The organism is Streptomyces sp. AM 4-1-1 (genome assembly GCF_029167625.1).
In the GTDB taxonomy this organism is placed as follows: Bacteria; Actinomycetota; Actinomycetes; order Streptomycetales; family Streptomycetaceae; genus Streptomyces.
Window position 1 is genome coordinate 6747713 of the sequence record NZ_CP119145.1, and the last position, 22769, is coordinate 6770481.

The 22769-nt window shown below is 70.2% G+C and carries 19 protein-coding genes and 2 riboswitches; of the genes, 9 read left to right on the forward strand and 10 right to left on the reverse strand.

Annotation, left to right across the window (positions count from 1 at the left end):
• Positions 1–80: 80 nt before the first annotated feature.
• Positions 81–2405 carry a 5-methyltetrahydropteroyltriglutamate--homocysteine S-methyltransferase gene (metE, locus tag PZB75_RS28675; protein ID WP_275538196.1) on the reverse strand — a complete coding sequence of 775 codons (2325 nt, stop codon included), beginning with the start codon at positions 2403–2405 and terminating at the stop codon, positions 81–83.
• Positions 2406–2580: 175 nt separating this feature from the next.
• Positions 2581–2768, reverse strand: a riboswitch (cobalamin riboswitch).
• A gap of 127 nt (positions 2769–2895) precedes the next feature.
• Positions 2896–3084: riboswitch (cobalamin riboswitch) on the forward strand.
• A 199-nt stretch (positions 3085–3283) separates the two neighbouring features.
• On the opposite strand from metE, the gene PZB75_RS28680 reads away from it, so the two are divergent.
• From PZB75_RS28680 to PZB75_RS28700, 5 genes are read left to right on the forward strand one after another with little or no spacing between them, the layout of a single operon-like run.
• Entirely contained in the window at positions 3284–4783 is a 1500-nt protein-coding gene (locus PZB75_RS28680) for a CoA-acylating methylmalonate-semialdehyde dehydrogenase (protein WP_275538197.1), read from the forward strand.
• Complete coding sequence (locus tag PZB75_RS28685) at positions 4780–5934, forward strand: acyl-CoA dehydrogenase family protein (protein WP_275538198.1); 1155 nt, start codon at positions 4780–4782, stop codon at positions 5932–5934. The genes PZB75_RS28680 and PZB75_RS28685 overlap by 4 nt, the downstream gene beginning before the upstream one ends.
• Entirely contained in the window at positions 5931–6998 is a 1068-nt protein-coding gene (locus PZB75_RS28690; protein WP_275538199.1) for an enoyl-CoA hydratase/isomerase family protein, read from the forward strand. The genes PZB75_RS28685 and PZB75_RS28690 overlap by 4 nt, the downstream gene beginning before the upstream one ends.
• Positions 6995–7927, forward strand: a complete 933-nt coding sequence (gene mmsB, locus PZB75_RS28695) for a 3-hydroxyisobutyrate dehydrogenase (RefSeq protein ID WP_275538200.1) — start codon at positions 6995–6997, stop codon at positions 7925–7927. Before PZB75_RS28690 ends, mmsB begins: the two co-directional genes overlap by 4 nt.
• The gene (locus PZB75_RS28700) at positions 7924–8757 is read left to right on the forward strand and encodes an enoyl-CoA hydratase (RefSeq protein ID WP_275538201.1); all 834 of its coding nucleotides are present in this window, start codon (positions 7924–7926) and stop codon (positions 8755–8757) included. Before mmsB ends, PZB75_RS28700 begins: the two co-directional genes overlap by 4 nt.
• Before the next feature lie 200 nt (positions 8758–8957).
• Here PZB75_RS28700 and PZB75_RS28705 read toward each other — a convergent pair whose 3' ends face one another.
• Complete coding sequence (locus PZB75_RS28705; RefSeq protein ID WP_275538202.1) at positions 8958–9569, reverse strand: histidine phosphatase family protein; 612 nt, start codon at positions 9567–9569, stop codon at positions 8958–8960.
• A 263-nt stretch (positions 9570–9832) separates the two neighbouring features.
• Between PZB75_RS28705 and PZB75_RS28710 the strand changes: the two genes are divergently transcribed.
• The 3 genes from PZB75_RS28710 to PZB75_RS28720 all read left to right on the forward strand — a co-directional run bounded on the left by PZB75_RS28710 (position 9833) and on the right by PZB75_RS28720 (position 12101).
• Positions 9833–10048, forward strand: a complete 216-nt coding sequence (locus PZB75_RS28710) for a CbtB-domain containing protein (protein WP_275538203.1) — start codon at positions 9833–9835, stop codon at positions 10046–10048.
• A 19-nt stretch (positions 10049–10067) separates the two neighbouring features.
• Positions 10068–10835, forward strand: a complete 768-nt coding sequence (locus PZB75_RS28715) for a CbtA family protein (protein WP_275538204.1) — start codon at positions 10068–10070, stop codon at positions 10833–10835.
• 300 nt (positions 10836–11135) lie between these two features.
• Positions 11136–12101: a pirin family protein gene (locus PZB75_RS28720; RefSeq protein WP_275538205.1), complete on the forward strand. Its 966-nt coding sequence runs from the start codon at positions 11136–11138 to the stop codon at positions 12099–12101.
• Between the two features lie 564 nt (positions 12102–12665).
• Here PZB75_RS28720 and PZB75_RS28725 read toward each other — a convergent pair.
• Complete coding sequence (locus PZB75_RS28725) at positions 12666–14123, reverse strand: NF041680 family putative transposase (RefSeq protein WP_275538206.1); 1458 nt, start codon at positions 14121–14123, stop codon at positions 12666–12668.
• A gap of 196 nt (positions 14124–14319) precedes the next feature.
• On the opposite strand from PZB75_RS28725, the gene PZB75_RS28730 reads away from it, so the two are divergent.
• Complete coding sequence (locus tag PZB75_RS28730; protein WP_275538207.1) at positions 14320–15948, forward strand: ISAzo13 family transposase; 1629 nt, start codon at positions 14320–14322, stop codon at positions 15946–15948.
• A 661-nt stretch (positions 15949–16609) separates the two neighbouring features.
• Here the strand turns inward: PZB75_RS28730 and PZB75_RS28735 are convergent.
• The 7 genes from PZB75_RS28735 to PZB75_RS28765 all read right to left on the reverse strand — a co-directional run bounded on the left by PZB75_RS28735 (position 16610) and on the right by PZB75_RS28765 (position 22757).
• Entirely contained in the window at positions 16610–17299 is a 690-nt protein-coding gene (locus PZB75_RS28735) for a PIG-L family deacetylase (RefSeq protein WP_275538208.1), read from the reverse strand.
• Positions 17300–17309: 10 nt separating this feature from the next.
• Positions 17310–18197 (reverse strand): aminoglycoside phosphotransferase family protein, encoded by an 888-nt coding sequence (locus tag PZB75_RS28740; RefSeq protein WP_275538209.1) that lies wholly within the window; start codon positions 18195–18197, stop codon positions 17310–17312.
• An 83-nt stretch (positions 18198–18280) separates the two neighbouring features.
• A complete protein-coding gene (locus tag PZB75_RS28745; protein ID WP_275538210.1) occupies positions 18281–19459 on the reverse strand; it encodes a GNAT family N-acetyltransferase in 1179 nt (392 codons plus the stop codon).
• A 13-nt stretch (positions 19460–19472) separates the two neighbouring features.
• Positions 19473–20003 carry a MaoC family dehydratase gene (locus tag PZB75_RS28750; RefSeq protein WP_275538211.1) on the reverse strand — a complete coding sequence of 177 codons (531 nt, stop codon included), beginning with the start codon at positions 20001–20003 and terminating at the stop codon, positions 19473–19475.
• Positions 20000–20848, reverse strand: coding sequence for a CoA ester lyase (locus PZB75_RS28755; protein ID WP_275538906.1), 849 nt, complete (start codon positions 20846–20848; stop codon positions 20000–20002). Before PZB75_RS28755 ends, PZB75_RS28750 begins: the two co-directional genes overlap by 4 nt.
• Positions 20849–20853: 5 nt before the next feature.
• The gene (gene dmpG, locus PZB75_RS28760; RefSeq protein WP_275538212.1) at positions 20854–21882 is read right to left on the reverse strand and encodes a 4-hydroxy-2-oxovalerate aldolase; all 1029 of its coding nucleotides are present in this window, start codon (positions 21880–21882) and stop codon (positions 20854–20856) included.
• Positions 21879–22757, reverse strand: coding sequence for an acetylating acetaldehyde dehydrogenase (locus PZB75_RS28765; RefSeq protein ID WP_275538213.1), 879 nt, complete (start codon positions 22755–22757; stop codon positions 21879–21881). Before PZB75_RS28765 ends, dmpG begins: the two co-directional genes overlap by 4 nt.
• Positions 22758–22769 lie beyond the last annotated feature (12 nt).

Sequence of the window (22769 nt, forward strand, 5' to 3'; positions counted from 1 at the left end):
CGGGACGCCCTTCGTCCGTCCGCCGTACGGCACCGGGCGGGCCCTGGTGAGCGGCCCGTCCCGGTGCCGTACGGCCAGGATCAGGAAGCCGCGCCCGGCAGGTCCTCCCGCACGGTGCGCGCCGCCGCCACCAGGTTCTCCAGCGAGGTCCGGACCTCGGGCCAGCCACGGGTCTTCAGACCGCAGTCCGGGTTGACCCACAGCCGCTCGGCGGGGATCGCCTCAAGTCCCTTGCGGAGCAGGGCGACCGCCTCCTCGGTGCTCGGCACGCGGGGGGAGTGGATGTCGTAGACCCCGGGGCCGGCCTCGCGCGGGTAGCCGTGTGCGGCCAGTTCCCGGGCGACCTGCATGTGGGACCGGGCGGCCTCCAGGCTGATGACGTCGGCGTCGAGGTCGTCGATGGCCTGGACGACGTCGCCGAACTCCGCGTAGCACATGTGGGTGTGGATCTGGGTGTCCGGCCGTACGCCACTGGTGGCCAGCCGGAACGACTCGGTGGCCCAGGCCAGGTACTCGGCGTGGTCGGCGGCGCGCAGCGGCAGGGTCTCGCGCAGCGCGGGTTCGTCGACCTGGATGACCGAAGTGCCGTTCGCCTCCAGGTCGTCGACCTCGTCGCGCAGTGCCAGGGCGACCTGCCGGGCGGTCTCCCCGAGCGGCTGGTCGTCGCGGACGAAGGACCAGGCGAGCATGGTGACCGGACCGGTGAGCATGCCCTTGACCGGGCGGTCGGTGAGCGACTGGGCGTACGCCGTCCAGCGCACCGTCATCGGTGCGGGGCGGGAGATGTCACCGGCCAGGACCGGCGGCCGGACGTAGCGGGTGCCGTACGACTGGACCCAGCCGTGCTGGGTGGCGAGGTATCCGGTCAGCTGCTCGGCGAAGTACTGCACCATGTCGTTGCGTTCGGGCTCGCCGTGCACCAGGACGTCGATGCCCGCCTTCTCCTGGAAGGAGAGCACGTCCCGGATCTCGGCCTCGATGCGTGCCTCGTACCCGGTGTGGTCGATGCGCCCGGCGCGCAGATCGGCGCGGGCGGTGCGCAGTTCGGTCGTCTGCGGGAACGAACCGATGGTGGTGGTGGGCAGCAGCGGCAGTCCGAGGTGGGCGCGCTGGGCGACGGCGCGCTCGGGGTACGGCTGCGAGCGGCGGCCGTCGGCGTCGGTGACGGCGCAGGTGCGGGCGCGCACCGCCGGGTCGTGGGTGAGGGCGGAGCTCTCCCGGGACGCCAGGTCGGCCCGGTTGGCGGCGAGTTCGGCCTTGATGGAGTCCGTACCGTGCGTCAGGCCGCGGGCCAGCACGGCGATCTCGGCGGTCTTCTGCCGGGCGAAGGCCAGCCAGCGGGCGATCTGCGGATCGATGTCGTGCTCGGCGGTGGCGTCCAGCGGGACGTGCAGCAGCGAGCAGGAGGCGGCGACGTCGACCCGGTCGGCGAGACCGAGAAGGGTGCCGAGCGTCGCCAGCGACTGCTGGTGGTCGTTGATCCAGATGTTGCGGCCGTTGACGACGCCCGCGACGAGCCGCTTGCCGGGCAGACCGCCCGCGGCGGCGAGGTCGTCGAGGTTGGCGGCGGCCGGTCCGGTGAAGTCGAGGGCGAGGCCCTCGACCGGCGACTTGGCGAGCACCGGGAGCGCTTCGCCGAGCCGGTCGAAGTACGAGGCGACCAGCAGCTTGGGCCGGTCGGTGAGCGTGCCCAGCGCGTTGTAGGCGCGGGAGGCCGCGTTCAGCTCGGCCGGGGTGCGGTCCTGGACCAGGGCCGGCTCGTCGATCTGCGTCCACTCGGCGCCCGCCGACCGGAGATCGGCCAGGACCTCGGCGTACACGGGCAGCAGCCGGTCCAGCAGGGTCAGCGGTTCGAAGTCGGCCGCGACACCGGGCGCGGGCTTCGACAGGAGCAGATAGGTGACCGGGCCGACCAGCACCGGGCGCGCGGTGAGGCCGAGGGCGAGTGCTTCCCGCAGCTCGGCGACCTGCTTGGTGGAGTCGGCGGTGAACACGGTGTCGGGGCCCAGCTCGGGCACCAGGTAGTGGTAGTTGGTGTCGAACCACTTGGTCATCTCCAGCGGCGCCACGTCCTGGGTGCCGCGGGCCATCGCGAAGTAGCCGTCCAGCGCGTCCGAGTCGACCGCGTCCCGGTGCCGGGCCGGCACCGCGCCGACCATGACACTGGTGTCCAGCACGTGGTCGTAGTACGAGAAGTCGCCGGTGGGCACCTCGTCGGCGCCGTCGGCGGCGAGCTGCCGCCAATGGGCACCGCGCAGTTCGGCGGCGGTGTCCCGGAGGGCGGTCGCGGTGACGCGGCCCTTCCAGTACCCCTCGACGGCCTTCTTCAGTTCGCGGTTCTGGCCCTGTCGGGGGTAGCCGTACACGGTCGCTCGTGCCGCCGCGGCTGCGGGCTTGCTGGTCACGGAACTCTCCTTCGCGAGTATGTGCCTGGGTCGACCCGGGACGGGACGAGGGCGCGAAGGGGTGACGGAACCGACGGGCCGCGGCTCGATGTCGCCCGAGCATGCCCGTCCGTGTGTGCGCCGACCCGCCCTCGAGGTCACCGGAATCACCGCGCACGAGGCCGTGCGCGGGCAGTGGCAGGTCTTCGGACTCGTGGGCACGTCCGCCCGAGGGCGGACACCTAGCGGCCGTCGCTTCCCAGGTCCCGTACGGGCCCAGTGCTCGATGACGGCGGTCGTTCCCACTCACCGCTGCGGGGCAGTCCCGGATTCCCACCGGGTTCCCTCTTACGACGCATCCCGTCTGGCGGACGGGGCGAACCAGCTGCACCGCCACCCTAGGCGCTCGCACCCGCCCCGAACACCTCTGCCCGCATGCCGGACGCCGAAATGAGACAACCGATGTCCCCGCCCGGCCGGTCCGCGGCGGGTGGGGTGGACTTACTAGGACGTCCAACTATATGTTCGTGGCCAAGGCCCGCGGTGCAGGGAAGCCGGTGCGATTCCGGCGCGGTCCCGCCACTGTGACCGGGGAGCACGTCCTCGCAGGAAACGCCACTGACGAGCGAGATGTCGGGAAGGCAGGAGGACGCGCGCCGATCCGGGAGTCAGGATACCGGCCGCGGGGTGTTCCGTGTTTTCCACGAGGATGGAGCAGACACGCATGGCACCGGTCCATGTTCCCGGCCCAGGCGAGCACGCCCGCAGAGCCGCAATTCCCACGCCCTGACGGCCACTTCGCCCCTGCGTCCACGAAGCGGCCGACGGCGCGCCCCACAGCGCGCGCCGCGGGTCCGCCGTGCCATCCCCGGATCACACCCTGACGAGAGCAGGCTCCCATGGTCCGAGAACTCACCCACTTCATCGGCGGCAAGCACGTCGCCGGAACGTCCGGCGCCCACGGCGACGTGTACGACCCCAACACCGGCCGGGTACAGGCCCGCGTCCCGCTGGCCGACCGCGCCGAGACGGAGGCGGCGATCACCGACGCCGCCGAGGCCCAGAAGGAATGGGGCGAGTGGAACCCGCAGCGCCGCGCCCGCGTCCTGCTGCGCTTCCTCCAACTCGTCGACGCCGAACGCGACTCGCTCGCCCGGCTCCTCTCCGCGGAACACGGCAAGACGGTCGCCGACGCCCACGGCGACATCGCCCGCGGCCTCGACGTCGTGGAGTTCGCCGCCGGCATCCCGCACCTGCTGAAGGGGGAGTTCACCGACAACGCCGGTACGGGCATCGACGTGCACTCGCTGCGCCGCCCGATCGGTGTCACGGCGGGCATCACCCCGTTCAACTTCCCGGCGATGATCCCCCTGTGGAAGGCCGCGCCCGCCATCGCCTGCGGCAACTCCTTCATCCTCAAGCCGTCCGAACGCGACCCGTCCGTGCCGCTGCGGCTCGCCGAGCTCTTCCTGGAGGCCGGTCTGCCGCCCGGCGTGCTGAACGTCGTCAACGGCGGAAAGGAGGCCGTGGACACCCTCCTCGACGACCCCCGCGTCCAGGCACTCGGGTTCGTCGGCTCCACCCCGGTCGCCGCGCACATCTACGCCACCGCCGCCGCCCGGGGCAAGCGCGCCCAGTGCTTCGGCGGGGCCAAGAACCACATGATCGTGATGCCGGACGCCGACCTCGACCAGGCTGTCGACGCCCTGGTCGGCGCGGGTTACGGATCGGCGGGGGAGCGGTGCATGGCGATCTCCGTCGCCGTACCGGTCGGCGAGGAGACCGCCGACGCGCTCGTCACCCGGCTGCGCGACCGCATCGCCACCCTGCGGATCGGCCGCTCCGACGACCCGGAGGCGGACTTCGGCCCGCTGGTCAGCCGCGACGCACTCGACCGGGTCCGCGGCCATGTCGGCATCGGGGTCGAGGAGGGCGCCGAACTCCTCGTGGACGGCAGGGACTTCGTACTCCCGGGGCATGAGAACGGCTTCTTCGCGGGGGCCTCGCTCTTCGACCGGGTCACCCCGGACATGCGGATCTACCAGGAGGAGATCTTCGGCCCCGTCCTCTCCGTGGTGAGGGCGGCGGACTACGAGGAGGCGCTGCGGCTGCCCAGCGAGCACCCGTACGGGAACGGCGTCGCCCTCTTCACCCGCGACGGCGACACCGCCCGCGACTTCACCCGCCGCGTCGACACCGGAATGGTCGGCGTCAACGTCCCGATCCCGGTACCCGTCGCCTACCACACCTTCGGCGGCTGGAAGCGCTCCGGCTTCGGCGACCTCAACCAGCACGGACCCGACTCCATCCGCTTCTACACCCGCACCAAGACCGTCACCTCGCGCTGGCCCTCCGGGGTCAAGGAGGGCGCGAGCTTCACCCTCCCGACCATGGGATGAGCGCGATGCCGACCCTCCTGACCGACGACCAGCTCGCCATCGTCGAGACCACCCTCGACTTCGCCCAGGAACACCTCGCCCCGCACGCCGTGGCCTGGGACCAGGACAAACACTTCCCGCTCGACGTCTTCCTCAAGGCCGCCGACCTCGGACTCGGCGGGGTGTACGTCTCCGAGAAGTGGGGCGGCTCGGGACTCACCCGCCTCGACGGCGTCCACGTCTTCGAGACCCTGGCCACCGGCTGCCCGTCCATCGCCGGATACCTCTCCATCCACAACATGGTCGCCTGGATGATCGACCGCTACGGGAACGACCGGCAGCGCGAGCGGCTGCTGCCCGACCTCTGCGCGATGCGGTCCCTCGGCAGCTACTGCCTCACCGAACCCGGCGCGGGCTCGGACGCCGCCGCCCTGCGCACCCGCGCGGAACGCGACGGCGACGACTACGTCCTGACCGGCGTCAAGCAGTTCATCTCCGGCGCGGGCGCCTCCCAGGTGTACGTCGTCATGGCCAGGACCGGCGCCGACGGGGCGTCCGGAATCTCCGCCTTCCTCGTCGAACGCGGCGCCCCCGGGCTCTCGTTCGGCCCCGACGAGAAGAAGATGGGCTGGAACGCGCAGCCCACCAGGCAGGTGGTCCTCGACGGGGTGCGCGTCCCGGCCGACCACCTCCTCGGCGGCGAGGGCGACGGATTCCGCATCGCCATGAACGGCCTCAACGGCGGTCGGCTCGGCATCGCCGCCTGCTCGCTGGGCGGCGCGCAGAGCGCACTCGACCGCAGCCTCTCCCACCTCGCGGACCGCGAGGCGTTCGGCGCCCGCCTCCTCGACGCGCAGGCGCTCCAGTTCAGGCTCGCCGACATGGCCACCGAACTGGCCGCCGCCCGGGCCCTGGTCGGCCAGGCCGCCGAGGCACTGGACCGAGGACTGCCCCAGGCACCTCAACTCTGCGCCATGGCCAAGCGGTTCGCCACCGACACCGGCTACACCGTCGCCGACCGGGCCCTGCAACTGCACGGCGGCTACGGCTACCTGAGCGAGTACGGCATCGAGAAGATCGTCCGCGATCTCCGGGTGCACCAGATCCTGGAAGGGACCAACGAGATCATGCGCGTCATTGTGGCCAGGGAACTGACCGGAGCCCTCCGATGAGCGGCGAAGACTCCGTACTCCTGCACACCGAGGGCCATGCCGGCCGCCTCACCCTCAACCGGCCGCGCGCCCTCAACGCCCTCGACCACTCCATGGTGCGCCGGATCGACCGGGCGCTGACCGCCTGGGAGCGGGACCCCGCCGTCCGTACCGTCGTCCTCACCGGAGTGGGCGAACGCGGGCTGTGCGCGGGTGGCGACATCCGGTCCATCCACGAGGACGCCCGTACGGGCGGGTCGGCGTCGGCCGACTTCTGGCGCGACGAATACGGCCTCAACGCCCGGATCGCCCGCTACCCGAAACCGTACGTCGCGGTGATGGACGGCATCGTGATGGGCGGCGGGGTCGGGATCTCGGCCCACGGCAGCGTCCGGGTCGTCACCGAACGCTCCACCGTCGCCATGCCCGAGACCGGCATCGGCTTCGTGCCCGACGTCGGCGGCACCTACCTGCTGGCCCTGGCACCCGGCGAACTCGGCACCCATCTGGCGCTCACCGGAGCCAGGATCGGAGCGGGCGACGCCCTCCTGTGCGGGCTCGCCGACCACTTCGTCCCCTCCCACCTGCTGCCCGCGCTCGTCGCGGACCTCGCACGCGAAGCCGTACCGGCCGTCCTGCCCCGCTACGTCCATGAGCCGCCGAAGGGCGAACTCGCGGGACACCGCGAGTGGATCGACCACTGCTACGCCGCCGACACCGTCGAGGAGATCATCGACCGCCTGCTCGGCAGCGGCGTGCCGGCGGCGAAGGACGCCGCGTCCGCCCTCCTCACCAAATCGCCCACCGCACTCAAGGTGACCCTGGCCGCCCTCCGCGGCGCCCCCGGACTCGGGCCGCTGGAACGGGTCCTGGAGCAGGAGTACCGCGTCTCGTGCGCGGCGCTCACCACCCCGGACCTGGTCGAGGGCATCCGCGCCCAGGTGATCGACAAGGACCGCGAACCGCGCTGGTCACCCGCCACCCTCGTCGAGGTCGGCGACGACGACGTGGCCCGCTTCTTCACCCCGCTCGGCGACCGGGAACTCTCCCTCCCCGCCGAATCACAGCAGGAGGTTCCCTGGTGAGCACGGACACAGCTCCGGACCCCGTGATCGGGTTCGTCGGCCTCGGCCACATGGGCGGCCCGATGGCCGCGAACCTCGTCGCCGCAGGTCACCGGGTACGCGGCTACGACCTGGTGGCCGAGTCCCTTGCCGCTGCGGCGGACGCCGGGGTCGAACCCGTCCCGTCCGCAGCCCTGGCCGCCGAGGGGGCCGACGTGGTGATCACCATGCTGCCCGCGGGCCGCCATGTCCTCGCCCTCTACCGGGACGAGGGACTGCTCGCCGCCGCGCCGCCCGGCACCCTCTTCGTCGACTGCTCCACCATCGACGTCGCCGATGCCCGAGCCGCGCACCGAGCGGTGGCCGCGGCCGGACACCGCTCGCTCGACGCCCCCGTCTCCGGCGGGGTGGTCGGGGCCGAGGCCGCCACCCTGACCTTCATGGCGGGCGGCGGCGAAGCGGAGTTCGCCCAGGCCGCGCCGCTGCTGTCGGTGATGGGCAAGAAGGCCGTGCACTGCGGTACGGCGGGCGCCGGACAGGCCACGAAGATCTGCAACAACATGATCCTCGGCATCTCGATGATCGCGGTGAGCGAGGCATTCGTACTGGGGGAAAGCCTCGGCCTCTCCCACCAGGCGCTCTTCGACGTCGCCTCCACCGCGTCCGGCCAGTGCTGGGCGCTCACCGTCAACTGCCCGGTCCCCGGCCCGGTTCCGGCCAGTCCCGCGAACCGCGACTACCGCCCCGGCTTCGCCGCCCCACTGATGGCCAAGGACCTCGGTCTGGCCGCCAACGCGGTCCGCACCGGCGGAGTGAGCGCCGAACTCGGCCTGAAGGCGGCGGAACTGTACGGGGAATACGTCAACAACGGCGGGGATTCCGCGGACTTCTCCGGGATCGTCAACACGATCCGAGCACGCTCCGAACAGAACGGGACGACCACCCCATGAGCGAGACCCCCACCGGTCCCCACGATCCCTCCACGGGAGCGTACGAAGCCGCCCCGGGACCGTACGAGACCCTTCTCGTCGAACGCCGGAACCGCACCGCGCTGATCACCCTCAACCGACCGAAGGCCCTCAACGCCCTCAACCTCCAGGTGATGCGGGAGACCGTCGCCGCGACGGAGGCCCTGGACCGGGACCCGGACGTCGGCTGCATCGTCATCACCGGTTCGAAGAAGGCGTTCGCGGCGGGCGCGGACATCAAGGAGATGCGTCCGCGGAGTTATATGGACATGTACCTCAGCGACTGGTTCGGTGCCTGGGACCGGCTCGGCGCCCTGCGCACCCCGACCGTAGCCGCCGTGTCCGGCTACGCCCTCGGCGGCGGGTGCGAACTGGCGATGCTCTGCGACATCCTGCTCGCCGCAGACACCGCGGTGTTCGGGCAGCCGGAGATCAAGCTCGGAGTCATCCCGGGCATCGGCGGCTCCCAGCGGCTGACGAGGGCGGTCGGCAAGGCGAAGGCGATGGAACTCGTCCTGACCGGTCGCACCATGGACGCCACCGAGGCGGAGCGCGCGGGGCTGGTGTCCCGGGTCGTCCCCGCCGACGAACTCGTCGACGAGGCGCTGGCGGTGGCCGCGACCGTGGCCGGGATGTCGGCCCCGGTCGCGATGATGGCGAAGGAGGCGGTGGCCCGCGCCTTCGAGACCACGCTCGCCGAAGGAGTGCGTTTCGAACGCAGGCTGTTCCACGCGGTGTTCGCCACCGCCGACCAGAAGGAGGGCATGACGGCCTTCGTGGACAAACGACCGCCCGAGTTCACCCACCGCTGACGGCGGACCGGCACGGAGCCGTGGCACGGGCGGTCGGTCCGGGGCCGTCGCACGGGCGGTCGGTACGGGGCAGCCGGTACGGGTATCCGCGCCGGATGGCCGGCGCGTGCTCCACGCGACGAACGCGACCGCGTGGAGCACGTACCGGACGCGCGATCGGCCCGCGCCGTTCCCGCTCCGGCGCCCGGCACCGCCGCGCGTCAGCTCTCCGGGCCCGTCGCCCCCTCAGGCACCAGCGGCCGACCGCACCGCAGATTCCACCGGCCGGACCGCCCGCTCAGTTCCGTCAGGGTCAGCGGTGCGACGTCGAGACGCCAGAACGCCTGGGGCGGCAGAGCCAGGGCGTGCACGACGGCCGCGCGCACCACCGACGGCTCTCCGACCGCCAACACCCGCTGCACGGAAGGGGCTTCGCCACCGCCTTCCTGCCGGGCGTCCAGCCAGTCACCCACGCGTGCGCACAGATCGAGCAGCGACTCCCCGTCGTGGGGCGACGCGGCGGGATCGGCCAGCCAGGCCGAGACCGCCGCCGGCTCGCCCGCGCTCACCTCGGCCAGTGGCCGCCCACGCCAGCGGCCCAGGTCCCAGCCGGCGAGCGCCGGCTCGGGAACGGCCCGCAGCCCCAGCGCGGCGGCCGTCGCGGCGCACCGCTGCGAAGGCCCGCTCACCCGGTGATCGGCGGTGGGCAGCAGCGGAGCCGCGGCCCGGGCCCGCCGTTCCCCGGCGCCGTCGAGCGGCACGTCGTCGTCGAACCGGGCCTCGCGCAGCGCCCCGTTCAACGCCGGTGAGATCAACATCACCCGTACCGTCATACCCGTACTCCACTCCCTCGACCGGGCCCGTACGCCAAGGACACCATGGTGAGCGGGGGTTCGTACCACGGGGTCGCACCATGGCGGCCCTTGCCCGCAGGCGGTAGGGTCGCGTCGAACATGACGAGGGTGGGATGGAAGAACGGTGAGAATCCGGCACGGTCGCGCCACTGTGAACCCCGTACCCGTGCGGGGAAGTCAGACCCAGCACCTTCGTCTCAGGCACCACGATCGGGACGCGTGTTCCCACAGGAGGTTCTGCCATGGCACAGTCCGCCGCCCCCGCCACCGGCGCACCCGCCATCACTCCCATCTCGCTGAAGGAAATCGCCCCTTGGGCGGTCTTCCTCGGCGTCGTCATGCTGGTCCTGCTCTACTTCGTCGGCGCCGAGCAGGGGGCCACGTCGGTCTTCTCCGGTTCAGGCGTCCACGAGTGGGTCCACGACGGCCGTCACCTCCTCGGCTTCCCCTGCCACTGACGAAACAGGGGAACCTCTCATGAACTCCATATCCGTCAGAGCTCTGCTCGTCCGCGGCATGCTGGCCGGTCTGATCGCGGGTGTGCTCGCGCTCATCGTCGCCTACGGCCTCGGCGAGTCCCACGTGGACGCGGCCATCGCCCTGGAAGAGTCCCACAGCCACGAACACGGCGGTGAAGAACTCGTCAGCCGTACCGTGCAGTCCACCGCCGGTCTCGCGACCGGCGTGCTGGTCTTCGGCGTGGCGATCGGCGGCATCGCCGCACTCGTCTTCTGTTACGCCCTCGGCAGGATGGGCAGGTTCGGTCCCCGGGCGACGGCCGGACTGATCGCCCTCGCCGCTCTGCTGACCGTGTACATCGTGCCGTTCCTGAAGTACCCGGCCAACCCGCCCGCGGTCGGCAACCCCGACACCATCGGCAAACGCACCACGCTGTTCTTCCTGATGATCGCGCTGAGCGTGCTTCTGGCCGTCGGCACCGTCATCCTCGGCAGACGGCTGGCCCCGCGCCTGGGCAACTGGAACGCCACCATCACGGCCTCCGCCGCCTTCATCCTCCTGGTCGGGCTGGCGTACGCCTTCCTGCCCTCGATCAACGAGGTCGGGGACGACTTCCCGGCCTCCCTGCTCTGGCAGTTCCGGCTGGCCTCCGTCGCCATCCAGATCACCCTGTGGGCCGCCTTCGGCCTGATCTTCGGTCACCTCGCCGAGCGACTGCTGGAACCGAGGACCGCGCGGTCCGCGACCGGTGACGGGGCGTCCCGGCCCGTCACGACCGCGAGCTGACGACTGGTCGACGCGGTACACGGCAGCAGGGCCCGCCGAGACGTTCGGCGGGCCCTGCCGCGTCCTCACCGGCACCCGCCGGCCCTCACTGGCACCCACCGGCCCTCACCGGCACTCGCTCGCCGTCATTTCCCGCCCGGAGAAGACCCGCACGCACCTCGGCCGCAGGGCGGGGGCGACGCCCGCGCACCTCCGTACCGCTTCATACTTCTTAGTACCGCGGTCGTACAGCCCTCGTACCACGACGCCCGCCGTGCGCTGATGCTCCCAGGGCCACGGGACAGCGCTTAGGTTGCCACCATGAGCAATCTCGATCGCCAGGCCGCGCTCTCCGTCTGCGGGGGCCGAGGGTTCGTCGTGGCCGAACCGGTACGTGAACTTCTCACCCCGCGCCACGTCCGGCTCGGCGAGTCCACCGAGGTACGCAGGCTGCTGCCCAACCTGGGCCGGCGCATGGTCGGTGCCTGGTCGTTCGTCGACCACTACGGCCCCGACGACATCGTCGACGAGCCAGGAATGCAGGTTCCCCCGCATCCGCACATGGGCCTCCAGACGGTCAGCTGGCTGCACGACGGGGAGGTTCTGCACCGCGACAGCCTCGGCAGCCTCCGGACGATCCGTCCCCGCGAGCTGGGACTGATGACGTCGGGGCGGGCCATCAGCCATTCGGAGGAGAGCCCCCGGGCACACCCCCGTCTGCTGCACGGCGCTCAGCTCTGGGTCGCCCTGCCCGGCGCCCACCGGGACGTCGACCCCCACTTCCAGCACCACACCGAACTGCCGACCGTCACCGCACCCGGGTTCACCGCCACCGTGATCCTCGGCGAACTCGACGGCGCCGCCTCACCCGGCACCACCTACACCCCGATCGTCGGCGCGGACCTCTCCCTGACCGCCGGCGCCGAGACCCTGCTGCCCGTCGACCCGGACTTCGAGTACGCCGTGCTGTCGATGTCCGGCGAGGCCGAGGTGGACGGTGTGCCCGTACTGCCCGGCTCGATGCTGTACCTGGGCTGCGGGCGAACCGGCCTCCCCCTGCGCGCGGTGTCGGACGCGGGCCTGCTGCTCCTCGGCGGCGAGCCGTTCGAGGAGGAGATCGTGATGTGGTGGAACTTCGTGGGCAGGACCCAGGACGATATCACGCAGGCTCGCGAGGACTGGATGAACGGTGATCGGTTCGGCACCGTACACGGCTACGACGGCCCGCCGATCCCGGCGCCGGTGCTGCCGGACGTGGCCCTGAAACCCCGTGGACGCGTACGCTGAGCTGCGCATTCTCCATCTGCAGGGGGCGCCGCTTCTTTCTCCGCTATCTCGGGCTGAGCTTCGGAGATCAGGGCGTGGAAGTCGACCGAGACGGCTCCGGAGCGCACTCACTGCCGGGCCGGGTGTTCCCGTCTGTGCCAGCGTGCTCCCGTGTGTGCCAGGACGGATGCTGACTCAATGCTGACTCTCCTGACGATGCGTCAAAAGGAGTCGCTGAAGGCTGTCCCGCAACTCGACGCACAGGCTGGCGGGCTACGGCGGAGGGGTCGGCTTGTCCGGTTCTGGTGCGACTCACGGCCTCGGCCACGACCTGGGCAATCGGGTCGAACTGGACGCAGGTAAGCGGCTGCAAGAGTTACGGGACAGCCTTTAGGGCTTGCCGGAAATTAACCTGTGGGTTTTGCGACCGGGCCCGCAGGTCAGCGTGCCGCTGGCCCACATGTTGTTCTCCTGCAAGCTCTTAGGGCTTGCCGAGGATTAACCTGTGGGTTTTGGAGCTTAAACCTGCAGGTCAACGCACTGCTTAACTGCAGGTTGTTCTCCGGCGGACGCTTAGCTTGATCTTTAACCTGTGCGGCGGGGGCGAGGGGTTGTTGACTTCTTCGTTCGTTGTTTCGCGGGGCCTGGTTTGCCGACTGTGTGCACGTCGTGGCGTGGGGTGGGTCGGGTGTTCTTGCTTCCGAGTGGCCGCCCGGGGCCGGGGCGGGGAGATTTGGGTACTTCGGCTGGGCAGGCGGCCTTCGGGCGGAGGTTTCGAAAGTCGCGGCGGACTCGTGTGGGGGTGAGTCTGTCGGGCGGGGTCGGTTTCTCCCAGGGCCGGCGGAGGTCGGCCGCCAGTGGGCGGGCGAGCCGGAGCTGGGTGAAGACGACGATGATCAGCCAGGTCCAGCGGTCGGCGGCCTCGGGGCTGCGGATCTTTGGGCAGGTCCAGCCCAGGGTCTGTTTGAACAGGCGGAAGGTGTGCTCGATGTCGAAGCGTCGCAGGAACGCCTGCCACAGACGGTCGATGTCGGCTGTGGTGGCGTCGGTGCCCGAGCACCACAGCCAGACCGGCTTCGGTGTGGCGCCGCTGGGCAGGTGCTCGACCTGCAGGCGGATCACGGTGCCCTCGATGACCGGCAGAGCACCCAGCTCGGCGGTCCAGGCCGAGCGGTGGGTCAGCCTCGGATGGAGCCGGTCCCAGGAACGGGCGGTGGCGGTGCCGTAGAGACGGGTCTCGGTCACCGTCTGCGCGTCGGGTGTGCCCCAGGTGGCCGGGTCACCGAAGACGAATTCGCCTCCATGACGAGGTGGGCGGCCCCGGACACCCGTCTCGCGGGGCGGTGCCGCCCGGCGTAGGACGCGGTCCGAGCGCATCCGTCCCAGTACCTGCACCGGGAGATCCCTCAGCAGGAAGGCCAGGCGGGGCACGTCGTAGCCGGCATCCACCACGATCAAAATCTCCGGATCACCGTCCTTCCACTGCCCGGCCTCGGTCAACCGCTCGATGAGCTCGCGCATCTGCCGGGCCGTGACGGTGGCGGCATCGTCGCCCGGTGCCAGACGCAGCGCGTCCAGCGGTGCGGTCCAGGAGCTTCGCCCTGATTCCAGTGCGCAGATCACCGAGTACGGCCAGCCGGGAACGGGAATGTGCTGGTCCTTGCCCCGTCCGTAGGTGTGGCACAGGATCCGCTGCGGTGAGGTATGGGCGCTGGGCCGCAGCCAGCAGGTGAGGTCGGCGGCCAGGACCAGCCGGCCGTCCGCTGCCCGTGGCAGCCGCACCGTGGCCAGGGCCCGTCGCAGCCGGGCGGCATCGACCCGGCCTGCGGCCAGGGCGTCGTAGAGCCCGCCGTGCCCGCGCCGGTGCTCGCCCACCAGCGACAGTTCCACCAACGACCGGACCGGACCGTCCGCACACAACACCGCGTCCGCGAGTTCGAACAGTGCGTCCGCACGTCTGGTCAGACACGCGTAGAACTCGCCCCGGAAGCGTGACAGACCCGCAAACGGATCCTGTCGGACAGCGTGATGCGACAGACTCATCCCACGGCCTTCGTGCTGAGCGTTGTGTGTTCCTTGGTCGGATCACATGCTCAGCCGAAGGCCGCCCCCACGTAAGGCAGTTACCAGACCGAGTGATCAAGTACGAGGAACCGTTCGACCCTCAAGGTTAAAGATCAAGTTAGGGCTTGCAGGCAATCAAGGTGTTGCTTCTCGTTCCGGGGATCGTTGGTGTGGTATGCGCATCCCGGACGAGACTCGTGATCAACTCGCTGTGAAGTTCGAGGTGTTGTTCCCGCACCTGGATGAACGGCAGCGCCGGCTGCTGATGGCCGCAGAGGCCAGGGTCCTGGGGCATGGCGGTGTCCGGGCCGTCGCGCAGGCCGCGGCGGTCAGTGAGACAACGGTCCGCAGGGGCGTGTTCGAGTTGGAGGCGGGCGAGGCACCGCCGGGTCGGGCACGAAGGCCGGGCGGAGGTCGCAAACGGGTCGCGGATCTTGACCCGGGGCTGCGTCCGGCCTTGCTGGCGCTGGTCGAGCCGGACGAGCGCGGGGATCCGATGTCGCCGCTGCGGTGGACGGTGAAGTCGACACGCGCCCTTGCCCGGGAGCTGTCCCGGGCCGGTCACAAGGTCAGTGCCGACACCGTCGCCGACCTGCTGCGGGAGGAAGGCTTCAGCTTGCAGGCCAACGCCAAGACCCTGGAGGGCGGCCAGCACAGCGATCGCGACGCCCAGTTCCGCTATCTCAACGAGCAGGCCCGCGAATACCGGGACGCCGACCAGCCGGTGATCAGCGTGGATACCAAGAAGAAGGAGCTCGTCGGAGAGTTCAAGAACGGCGGCCGTGAGTGGCGGCCGGCGGGTGATCCGGTACTGGTGGGCGTCCACGACTTCGCCGACCCGCAACTGGGCAAGGCCGTCCCCTATGGGGTCTACGACATCGAGGAGAACACCGGCTGGGTCAACGTCGGCACCGATCACGACACCGCTGCGTTTGCCGTGGAGTCGATCCGCCGCTGGTGGCACGGCCAGGGCCAGGACGCCTACCCGCGGGCAACCCGGCTGCTGGTCACCGCCGACGCGGGCGGATCCAACGGCTACCGCACCCGGGCCTGGAAGCTCGAACTCGCACGGCTCGCCGCCGAAACAGGGCTGACCATCACTGTGTGTCATCTGCCGCCCGGCACGTCGAAGTGGAACAAGATCGAGCACCGGTTGTTCTCGCACATCACCATGAACTGGCGTGGCCGCCCGCTGACCAGCCACGAAGTCATCGTGAACAGCATCGCAGCGACCACCACCCGCACCGGACTGCGCGTGAAGGCCGCGCTCGACACCAACAGCTATCCCATCGGGGTGAAGATCAGCGACGCAGAGATGGCCGCTCTGCCGCTGACCCGGCATGCCTTCCACGGAGACTGGAACTATGCCCTGCACCCCCAGATACGGCCTGCAATGTCGGCGACACAATCCCCACAGGCCGCTGACACGCAGTGGGACCAGGCTCTGCTTTCCGATCCTTCACTGACCGGGATGCCCCGCCAGCAACTGGACAACCTCACGGCAATGTTGGCTACCGACGGGGACATTCAGCGCGGCCGCCCACCCCGACTCACCTTCCCCGAACAAGTCCTGGCGACCGTGCTCCACCTGCGGGTCGCCCTGGCCGCGGAACCACTCGCCGTACTGTTCACCAGCAGCCGCACGGCCATGCACCGCACCCTCCTCAAGAACAGAAGACTGCTCGAGGCCCAGGGCATCACCATCCCGCCCGCGAAGACCCCACCCGCGTCCCTCGCAGTCCTCCATGCCAGGGTCCTCGCGCTGACCGGCGACACCAGCATCAAGATCAAGACACCGTGTTAATGACCTGCAAGCCCTTAGCGTCCGCCGGAGAACAACCTGCAGTTAAGCAGTGCGTTGACCTGCAGGTTTTAAGCCCCAAAACCCACAGGTTAATCCTCGGCAAGCCCTTAGAGCGCAATCTTGCCGGCTACGGGCCCGAGATGGAGGCGCGAACCCACAGAATTATCCAGGCCCTCCTGGACGGTGATCTGGAGCCTGGCCCCCGACCGGTATCCAAGACGGGAACCACGAACAGCAGATCGTAGGGTTGCCCTTAAAGTGGCACGCCGAGCGCTTGGGCACGTGACGGTGCTCGGGAAGTCGGCGCGGCCGGAGTACGCGTAGGCGATCCTGGCCGAGCCGCCGCCGGAATCACCGACGGCCCCGTACGGCCCGGAGCCGCCCGCCTGGATGATCATTCCTGTGCCGGTCCGGGACCCCGCGACAGGCAGCCCTGTGTACTGGGTGGACGAGGCCTCCCCCAAGAGGCGTGGGTGACACGCAGGGGCAAGACCGTGTACGAGCTGGAGAAGGAGAGTGCCCTGGACCGGCTGCGGGGCCGTGAGACGACTGAGGACGAGGAGCGGCCTGACTGGGCGGGTCCGGCGCCGTTCAGCGTCCTGACGCCCTCAACCCCCCGCGAACCGCTTGACGTACTGCTCAGGCGGGAGCCAGGTCGAGGTCATGCGGGTCTTTCCGTTGAGGGGCGTCGTTGGAACGGATCTGCCCGGCCTGCGAACTCGATGTCCCTCGCTGTGCGGAAGAGCTCGGCGGAGTTCGTCCCCGTAGGGAAGTGCTCGACCACACGGTGGTGTACGTGCTGTCGGTACACGACCTCGGCGAGCTTGCGGAAGACATCCATGTCGAGTTGCTGCTGCGAGGCGAAGCACCTCAGAGCCCTTGCTTTGAGGTCCAGGAGTTCCTGGGTGCCCACGAAGATCTTGGTGGGCTCGAACCCGATGCTGTAGGGGGAGCGGAAGTAGATCAGGTTGTTGGCCGCGCGCAGGGCGACGGTCGTGACCTCCTGCGCGGTGACGCGGTGATCGAGGTGCTGGTCGTCGGGAAAGTGCGTGTAGACGACGTCCGGGCGGGTCTCGTCGAGGAGCTTGACGAGGTCGCTGTTGATCTCGCCGCGATTCTCGACGAACCGGGTGTCGGGGATGTTCGAGAAGCTGTAGTTCTCCACGCCCAGGATCGCGCCGGCGGCCAGGCACTCGTGCGTGCGCTCCGGGGCGCCGTCCGGTCCGGGTGCCCCGGTGGTGAGGCAGTGCACCCAGACCCGTGCTCCCTGCCTCGCGTACTCGTGGATGCGCATCCCCATGGCTATCTCGGCATCGTCGGGGTGTGCTACGACAATGAGGACGGTCGTCATCAGGCCGCCCCTATGCGTGCGTCAGGCGGCTGAGGACGAGGTGACCCCGCTCGACGAGCACCGGGTTCTGCTTGGAGAGGCCGGTGGCGAGGTAGGAGACACCGAGCCTCGCGGTGAGGAGGAGCAGCGCCCTCTCCTCGCTGTCCGACAGGGCGCGGCCGTATCCGGTGAAGTATGCGGCCTTGAGGTCCGGGCGGGGCGCCCATACCGCTCCGCACAGCCACACGAACTCTTCGACGGCGACGCCGTGGGCGGACATCTCGAAGTCGATCACGCCGTAGCCGTGGTGGAGGTCCCACAGCCAGTTGCGGGTGGCGTAGTCGCCGTGCCGGTACACGACGGGCAGCTTCTCGGCGAGCTGCGGCAGCTCGTGGGCAACGCACTGGACCAGAGCGCGCTGCCTGTCGTCGAGGTGTCCGGCGGTGGTCTCCAGGCAGGCGGCGGCTTCGCTCGCCTGGCCGGCCATGGTCGCGCGGATCGTGTCGCGGTCCTGCTTCGAGGCGGGGGTGGAGGCGTTGTGCCAGCGCCTGAGCAGGTTTCCCGCCCGTTCGTGCACCCGCAGCTCCTCCTTCCTGCCGAGGGGCAGCCCGCGTACGACGCGGCCCGGCTGGAGCGAGGTCATGATCGCTTGCAAGCCGGGATCTGCGGAGAGGAGGCGGGGCGCTTCCTGCGGGGCGAGGACACGCGCCGCGTACGCGTAGCCTGCTACCTCCCGCTCGTAGTCCTTCGGGCTCGGGCTGAGCTTCACGAAGACCTCGGTCCCAGCCGTGGGCACCCTCCAGACTCGCGAGTCGCCGCGGTCCCAGGAGACGTCCTCGGCCTTGTCGGGGTTCCCGTCCGGCAGGCTCTCGGTGATCCATCGGCGCAGGTCGGGCGGCATGGGGGTGTTCCGCTTCATGTGGTGGTTTCTCCGAATTGCGTGCAAGCGGTGGAATCAGCCCGTAAGCGTGAAGGGTACTGCGGCGCCTCGCGGCATACGGGTCAGAAGTGGTCAGCGAGCCACGGTTCACGGTCGGTGGTGACAGCCAGGAACCGGGCGACGGTGCGAGGAGGGGCGGCTACTCCGGCCAGGGTGGCGGCGGCCGTGCTGCGGTAACCGCCGGCGTACCAGACGGCGAACTGTCCTCTGGTCAGGGTGATCTGTCCCGCGCGCGTGGTGGGTTCCAGATCGGCCTTCCCGCCGGTGATCCGGAGCGTGTAGCGCTCGGTGGCCTCGCCGCTCTCGGTGACGATTTCGATCGGGATGGTGAGGTCGACCTCTTCGGGCCAGCCGCGCAGCTGCACTGCTCGGCGTAGATCCAGGATGCGGAGCATCCACGGGTGCCAGGACCGCGCGGTCAGGGAGCCGGGACGGTCCAGGCGGTGCAGCAGCAGCGGTCCGGGCGGCAGACCGGTTCGCTGGAAGGCGACGGTGGGGATGCGGCTGTTGTGCCGGCCGAGGAAGGCGAGCATGGCGGCGGCCGTGTCCTGGTTCGCCGCCCAGAAGTCGTGCACGACGACCTGACGCTCTTCGATGGGGTGAGGCTCGTTGGCCACGCAGAGGACGCCGCTGGGCTCCTGCCCCGGCCGGTTGAACCGGTAGGTGGTGAGGCCGGGGTGCTTGCCCTGCTGCCAGTCCGCCCACCACTCCGGTCGTTGCCATGTTCCGTTCCACCAGGCCGCCAGGTCGTTCTGGAGCAGGCGGACCTTCGCGTTCGTGCCGTGGGTGATCTCGAATCCGGTCTCAGTGAAGCGTCGTTTCAGTTCGTCGGTGGGGACGGCCCACGAGTACACCTGAGCGGGGGCCTCCCAGCCGAGGCGGCGGGCGTAGCCGCTGGATGCGGTCCAGAGCGTGGAGATCACGGCTCCCTGGTCGCGTAGCGGGCGCAGGCGTTCGGAGATCATGCGGACGGAAAGGTGGGCTCCGCGTTCCTCCGGGGCGACGCAGCCGGCGCCGAGGAGTGCGGACGGTACCGGGGCCCCGCCGAAGAACTGCTGCAGGAGGAGGCCGAGACCGCCAGCCACGACGTGACCGTCCCTGACCGCGAGGCGGATGTCCGCATGGGGGCGCAGGAGGGCGATGTCGTCCACGGGGTGGCCGTAGCTCCGGGCCGCGAGACTGTCGTACTGCTGCCAGTGGTCGTCGTCGACGACCTCGGTGAACAGGGTCCGATCGGGCATGGGACGTCCGCTTCTAGTAGTTCGTGCGGTCTCTGACCGTGGCGCTGTCGAGGGGGACGAGGAAGCTCCTGCTGAACGTCATGACGACTTCGTCGTTCTGGTTGCGGCCGGTCGTGCGGCAGGTGACGATCCCCGTCCCGGGCCGGCTCCCGGATACCCGACGGCCGGTGACTTCGGTCTCCGCGTAGAGGGTGTCGCCGACGAAGACCGGGTGGGTGAAGCAGATCTCCTCGAAGCCGAGGTTCGCCAGGGTGAGGCCGCTGGTGCTGCGCACGGTCATTCCGCCGACGATGTGGAGGGTGATGCTGCTGCACACCAGGGGGCGGCCCCACTCGGTGAGACTGCTGTAGTGGGCGTCCGTGTGGAGGGGAGCGTCGTTCCCGCCGAGCGTCGTCATCAGGACGTTGTCGACCTCGGTGAGGGTGCGTCCGGGCCGGTGCTCGATGACCAGGCCCACGGTCAGCTCGTCGAACCCGAGACCGACGACCTCTCGGTAGCGGCCTTCGGCGATCCGCCGGTACCCCTGCGGGCCGACGGTGCTCATGCGCGCACTTCGTGCGGTGTGTCGGCACGGGTGAGGAGGGAGCGGGCGGCGGCGACCATAGGGGGTCCGATCATCTGGTGGCCCACACGGACGATACGTCCGCCGGCAGTTTCGGCGGCCTCGACGATGGCGCGGGCGGCGGCGATCTCCTCGTCCGCCGGACGGAACACCTCCGTCACCGCGAAGAGCTGCCGAGGGTGCACGCAGCTCTTCCCGGCGAAGCCGAGCGCCTTGACCTGCTCGGCTTCACGACGCAGCCCATCAAGGTCGTCCAGGTCGAAGAACGGGGAGTCAATGGCCGGGATGCCCGCAGCGGCGGCGCTGGTGACGAGCGCGGACCGGGCGTGCAGCATCGCCTCCCACCCCATGGCGCTGCCAGTAGACGTCGCGTAGTCGGCCGTACCGAACAGGACCCCGGCGATCCGATCGGCCCGCACAATCGACGGCAGCGCCTCCACAGCGCGCGGAGTCTCGATCAGCGCGTACAGCAGGGGCGTGTAGTCGGGGGTGTCCAGGACACCGGCGACGATCTCGAAGTCGCGCGGCGATTCCACCTTGGGGATCAAGACGATCTGCGGCTTCACAGGGAAGACCGCGATGGCGGCGAGGTCGCGAACGCCGTCGAGGGTGGCGGGCGAGCTGATCCTGACACCGAGCGTGCACTCGGTCGCGGCGGGGGCGGCGAAGAAGCCGCGGGCGGCGGCACGGGCGGACGGCTTGGCCACGGAGGGCACGGCGTCCTCCAGATCCACGAGCGCGACGTCCGCGCCGCACTCGTACGCGGTCGGGAAGCGCTCGGACGCGTGGCCCGGCGTGATGAACCAGACCCCGGCCGGGGCCGTCATGGCGGTCACCGGCCCGTTCCCCGCGTCGCGAGGCTGCGGGCGGCCTCCGGGATCACGTCCTCCTGCCCGGCGATCACCTGACGGCGGCCGAGTTCCTGGAACAGGTCCCAGGGGTGGACGCCTTCGCGCGAGGCTGCCTCCATGACGGGCTTCTTGAACCCGGAGAAGACGCCGGCGAGTCCGGACGCGAGGCTGGTCGAGTCGATTGACGGCGGCGCGGGCATGAGCGTCTGTCCGGCGAGGTCGGCGGCGTCGGCCAGGCGCCGGACGTCGATCCCGGTGGCGTGGCCATAGCGCTCCAACACGGGCACGAGGGCTTCCAGTTGGGTGTTGCCCGCGCCCGCGCCGAACCCCCGGGCGCACGCGTCGATGACGCGGGCACCGGCCTCGGCGGCGGCGACGGAGTTGGCCACGGCCATACCGAGGTTGTTGTGCCCGTGGAAGATCACGGGCACCTCCACCGCCGAGGCGATGGAGCCGATGCGGGCGGTGACGTCCTCGGGCAGGTAGAAACCGGCGCTGTCCATGATGCCGACGGCCTGAGCCCCGTAGCCGACCAGAAGCGCGCACTGCTCGGCGAGCTGTCCAGGGTCGGCCATGTGGCTCATCATGAGCACGGCCTGTGCTTCGGCGCCGAGTTCCCGGATGACTCCGAGATGGCGTTCGGCGGCGGTGGCCTCGGTGCAGTGCACCGCGATACGGGCCACGTCCGCGCCGTGGCGTACAACGGCGTTGCGGAGGTCGGCGGAGGTTCCCCAGGCGGGCGCCATGAGGACGGCCATCTTGCTGTGCGTGAGTGCCTCGCGGGCGGTGGACAGCATCTCGTCGTCGCTGATCTTGCTGTGCCCGACCTGGAACGAGGACGCGCCCAGACCGTTGCCGTGACCGACCTCGACGACGGGGACGCGGGCCGCGTTGGCGGCGGTGGCGTAGGCGCTGATCTGGTGGCGGTCGAGCTGGTGGCGTACGGCGTGCTGGCCGTCGCGCAGGGTCGGGTCGTGGACGATCAGGCGACCCTGGTTGCTGGAGGTCATCGTACGTACTCCTTCACTGCCGAGGTCCGGGTGAGAGCGTGCTGTTCGGCGGCGTGGATGGCGGCGGCGCTGATCACTTCGAGGTTCCCCGCGTGCACCGGCATGTTGGTGCGGGTGGCGGTGACCTCCACGGCCACGCGGATCGTGTCGTCGGCGACGGTGCACGAGGCCACGTGGAAGCCGGGGACAAAGGACCGCATGGTCCTGGCCGCGGAGTCCACGATCGTGCGCACCGGCTCCGCCTCCGCGCCCGGGGCCAGGAGCGTCATCGAGCTGCGGAAGCGCGGCGGCGGCGAAGCGGGGCTGATGTTCAGCATGGTCTTGACGGTGTCCGCGTCGGTGAACTGCCGGATCGCGGACTGGGTCGTCTCGATGTATTCGTCGAGGTTGAGGCGGCTGGCCCGGCCGACGCTCTTGGTGGCGGCCGTGGCCACCATCTCCACGTGGAGGGCCGGGTAGTGCTGGGTGATGGCGTGGAGGACGGGGAGCGAGGTCTGGCCGCCACACGAGGCGAGGCTGATGTGCTGGTGCGCGGCGGCCTGGTCGCCGTTGACGGCGGGAACGATCAGCGTCCCGGTGTTGGCGGGGGTCAGGTTGATTACCGTAGCTCCGGTGCCGGCGAGGCGGGCCGCGTGCTCGGGGTGGGCGAAGGCGTTGGTGACGTCGAAGACGATGTCGAACGTCTCCTCCGAGTTGGCCAGGGCGGTGATGCTGCCCGCCGCGGTGGCGCAGCCCATGGCGGCGGCCTTGCTCAGGCCGGTGCTGTCGGGGACGCGGCCGACGACGAGACCGCAGTGCAGGTGCGGGGAGTTTTGGATGCGCTCGACCAGGTCGAGGGCGAGGAGACCGGTACCGAGGACGGCCGTGTTCAGCACGTGTACTCCATT

Coding starts and splice junctions, on each gene's coding strand:
- PZB75_RS28750 (WP_275538211.1), bottom strand. CDS start 20,003: ATGAGCACCGTCGGCCCGCAGGGGTACCGGCGGATCGCCGAAGGCCGC.
- PZB75_RS28730 (WP_275538207.1), top strand. CDS start 14,320: ATGCGCATCCCGGACGAGACTCGTGATCAACTCGCTGTGAAGTTCGAG.
- PZB75_RS28740 (WP_275538209.1), bottom strand. CDS start 18,197: ATGAAGCGGAACACCCCCATGCCGCCCGACCTGCGCCGATGGATCACC.
- dmpG (WP_275538212.1), bottom strand. CDS start 21,882: ATGACCTCCAGCAACCAGGGTCGCCTGATCGTCCACGACCCGACCCTG.
- PZB75_RS28720 (WP_275538205.1), top strand. CDS start 11,136: ATGAGCAATCTCGATCGCCAGGCCGCGCTCTCCGTCTGCGGGGGCCGA.
- PZB75_RS28745 (WP_275538210.1), bottom strand. CDS start 19,459: ATGCCCGATCGGACCCTGTTCACCGAGGTCGTCGACGACGACCACTGG.
- PZB75_RS28685 (WP_275538198.1), top strand. CDS start 4,780: ATGAGCGCGATGCCGACCCTCCTGACCGACGACCAGCTCGCCATCGTC.
- PZB75_RS28700 (WP_275538201.1), top strand. CDS start 7,924: ATGAGCGAGACCCCCACCGGTCCCCACGATCCCTCCACGGGAGCGTAC.
- PZB75_RS28725 (WP_275538206.1), bottom strand. CDS start 14,123: ATGAGTCTGTCGCATCACGCTGTCCGACAGGATCCGTTTGCGGGTCTG.
- PZB75_RS28715 (WP_275538204.1), top strand. CDS start 10,068: ATGAACTCCATATCCGTCAGAGCTCTGCTCGTCCGCGGCATGCTGGCC.
- PZB75_RS28735 (WP_275538208.1), bottom strand. CDS start 17,299: ATGACGACCGTCCTCATTGTCGTAGCACACCCCGACGATGCCGAGATA.
- PZB75_RS28705 (WP_275538202.1), bottom strand. CDS start 9,569: ATGACGGTACGGGTGATGTTGATCTCACCGGCGTTGAACGGGGCGCTG.
- PZB75_RS28755 (WP_275538906.1), bottom strand. CDS start 20,848: ATGACGGCCCCGGCCGGGGTCTGGTTCATCACGCCGGGCCACGCGTCC.
- PZB75_RS28690 (WP_275538199.1), top strand. CDS start 5,931: ATGAGCGGCGAAGACTCCGTACTCCTGCACACCGAGGGCCATGCCGGC.
- PZB75_RS28710 (WP_275538203.1), top strand. CDS start 9,833: ATGGCACAGTCCGCCGCCCCCGCCACCGGCGCACCCGCCATCACTCCC.
- PZB75_RS28680 (WP_275538197.1), top strand. CDS start 3,284: ATGGTCCGAGAACTCACCCACTTCATCGGCGGCAAGCACGTCGCCGGA.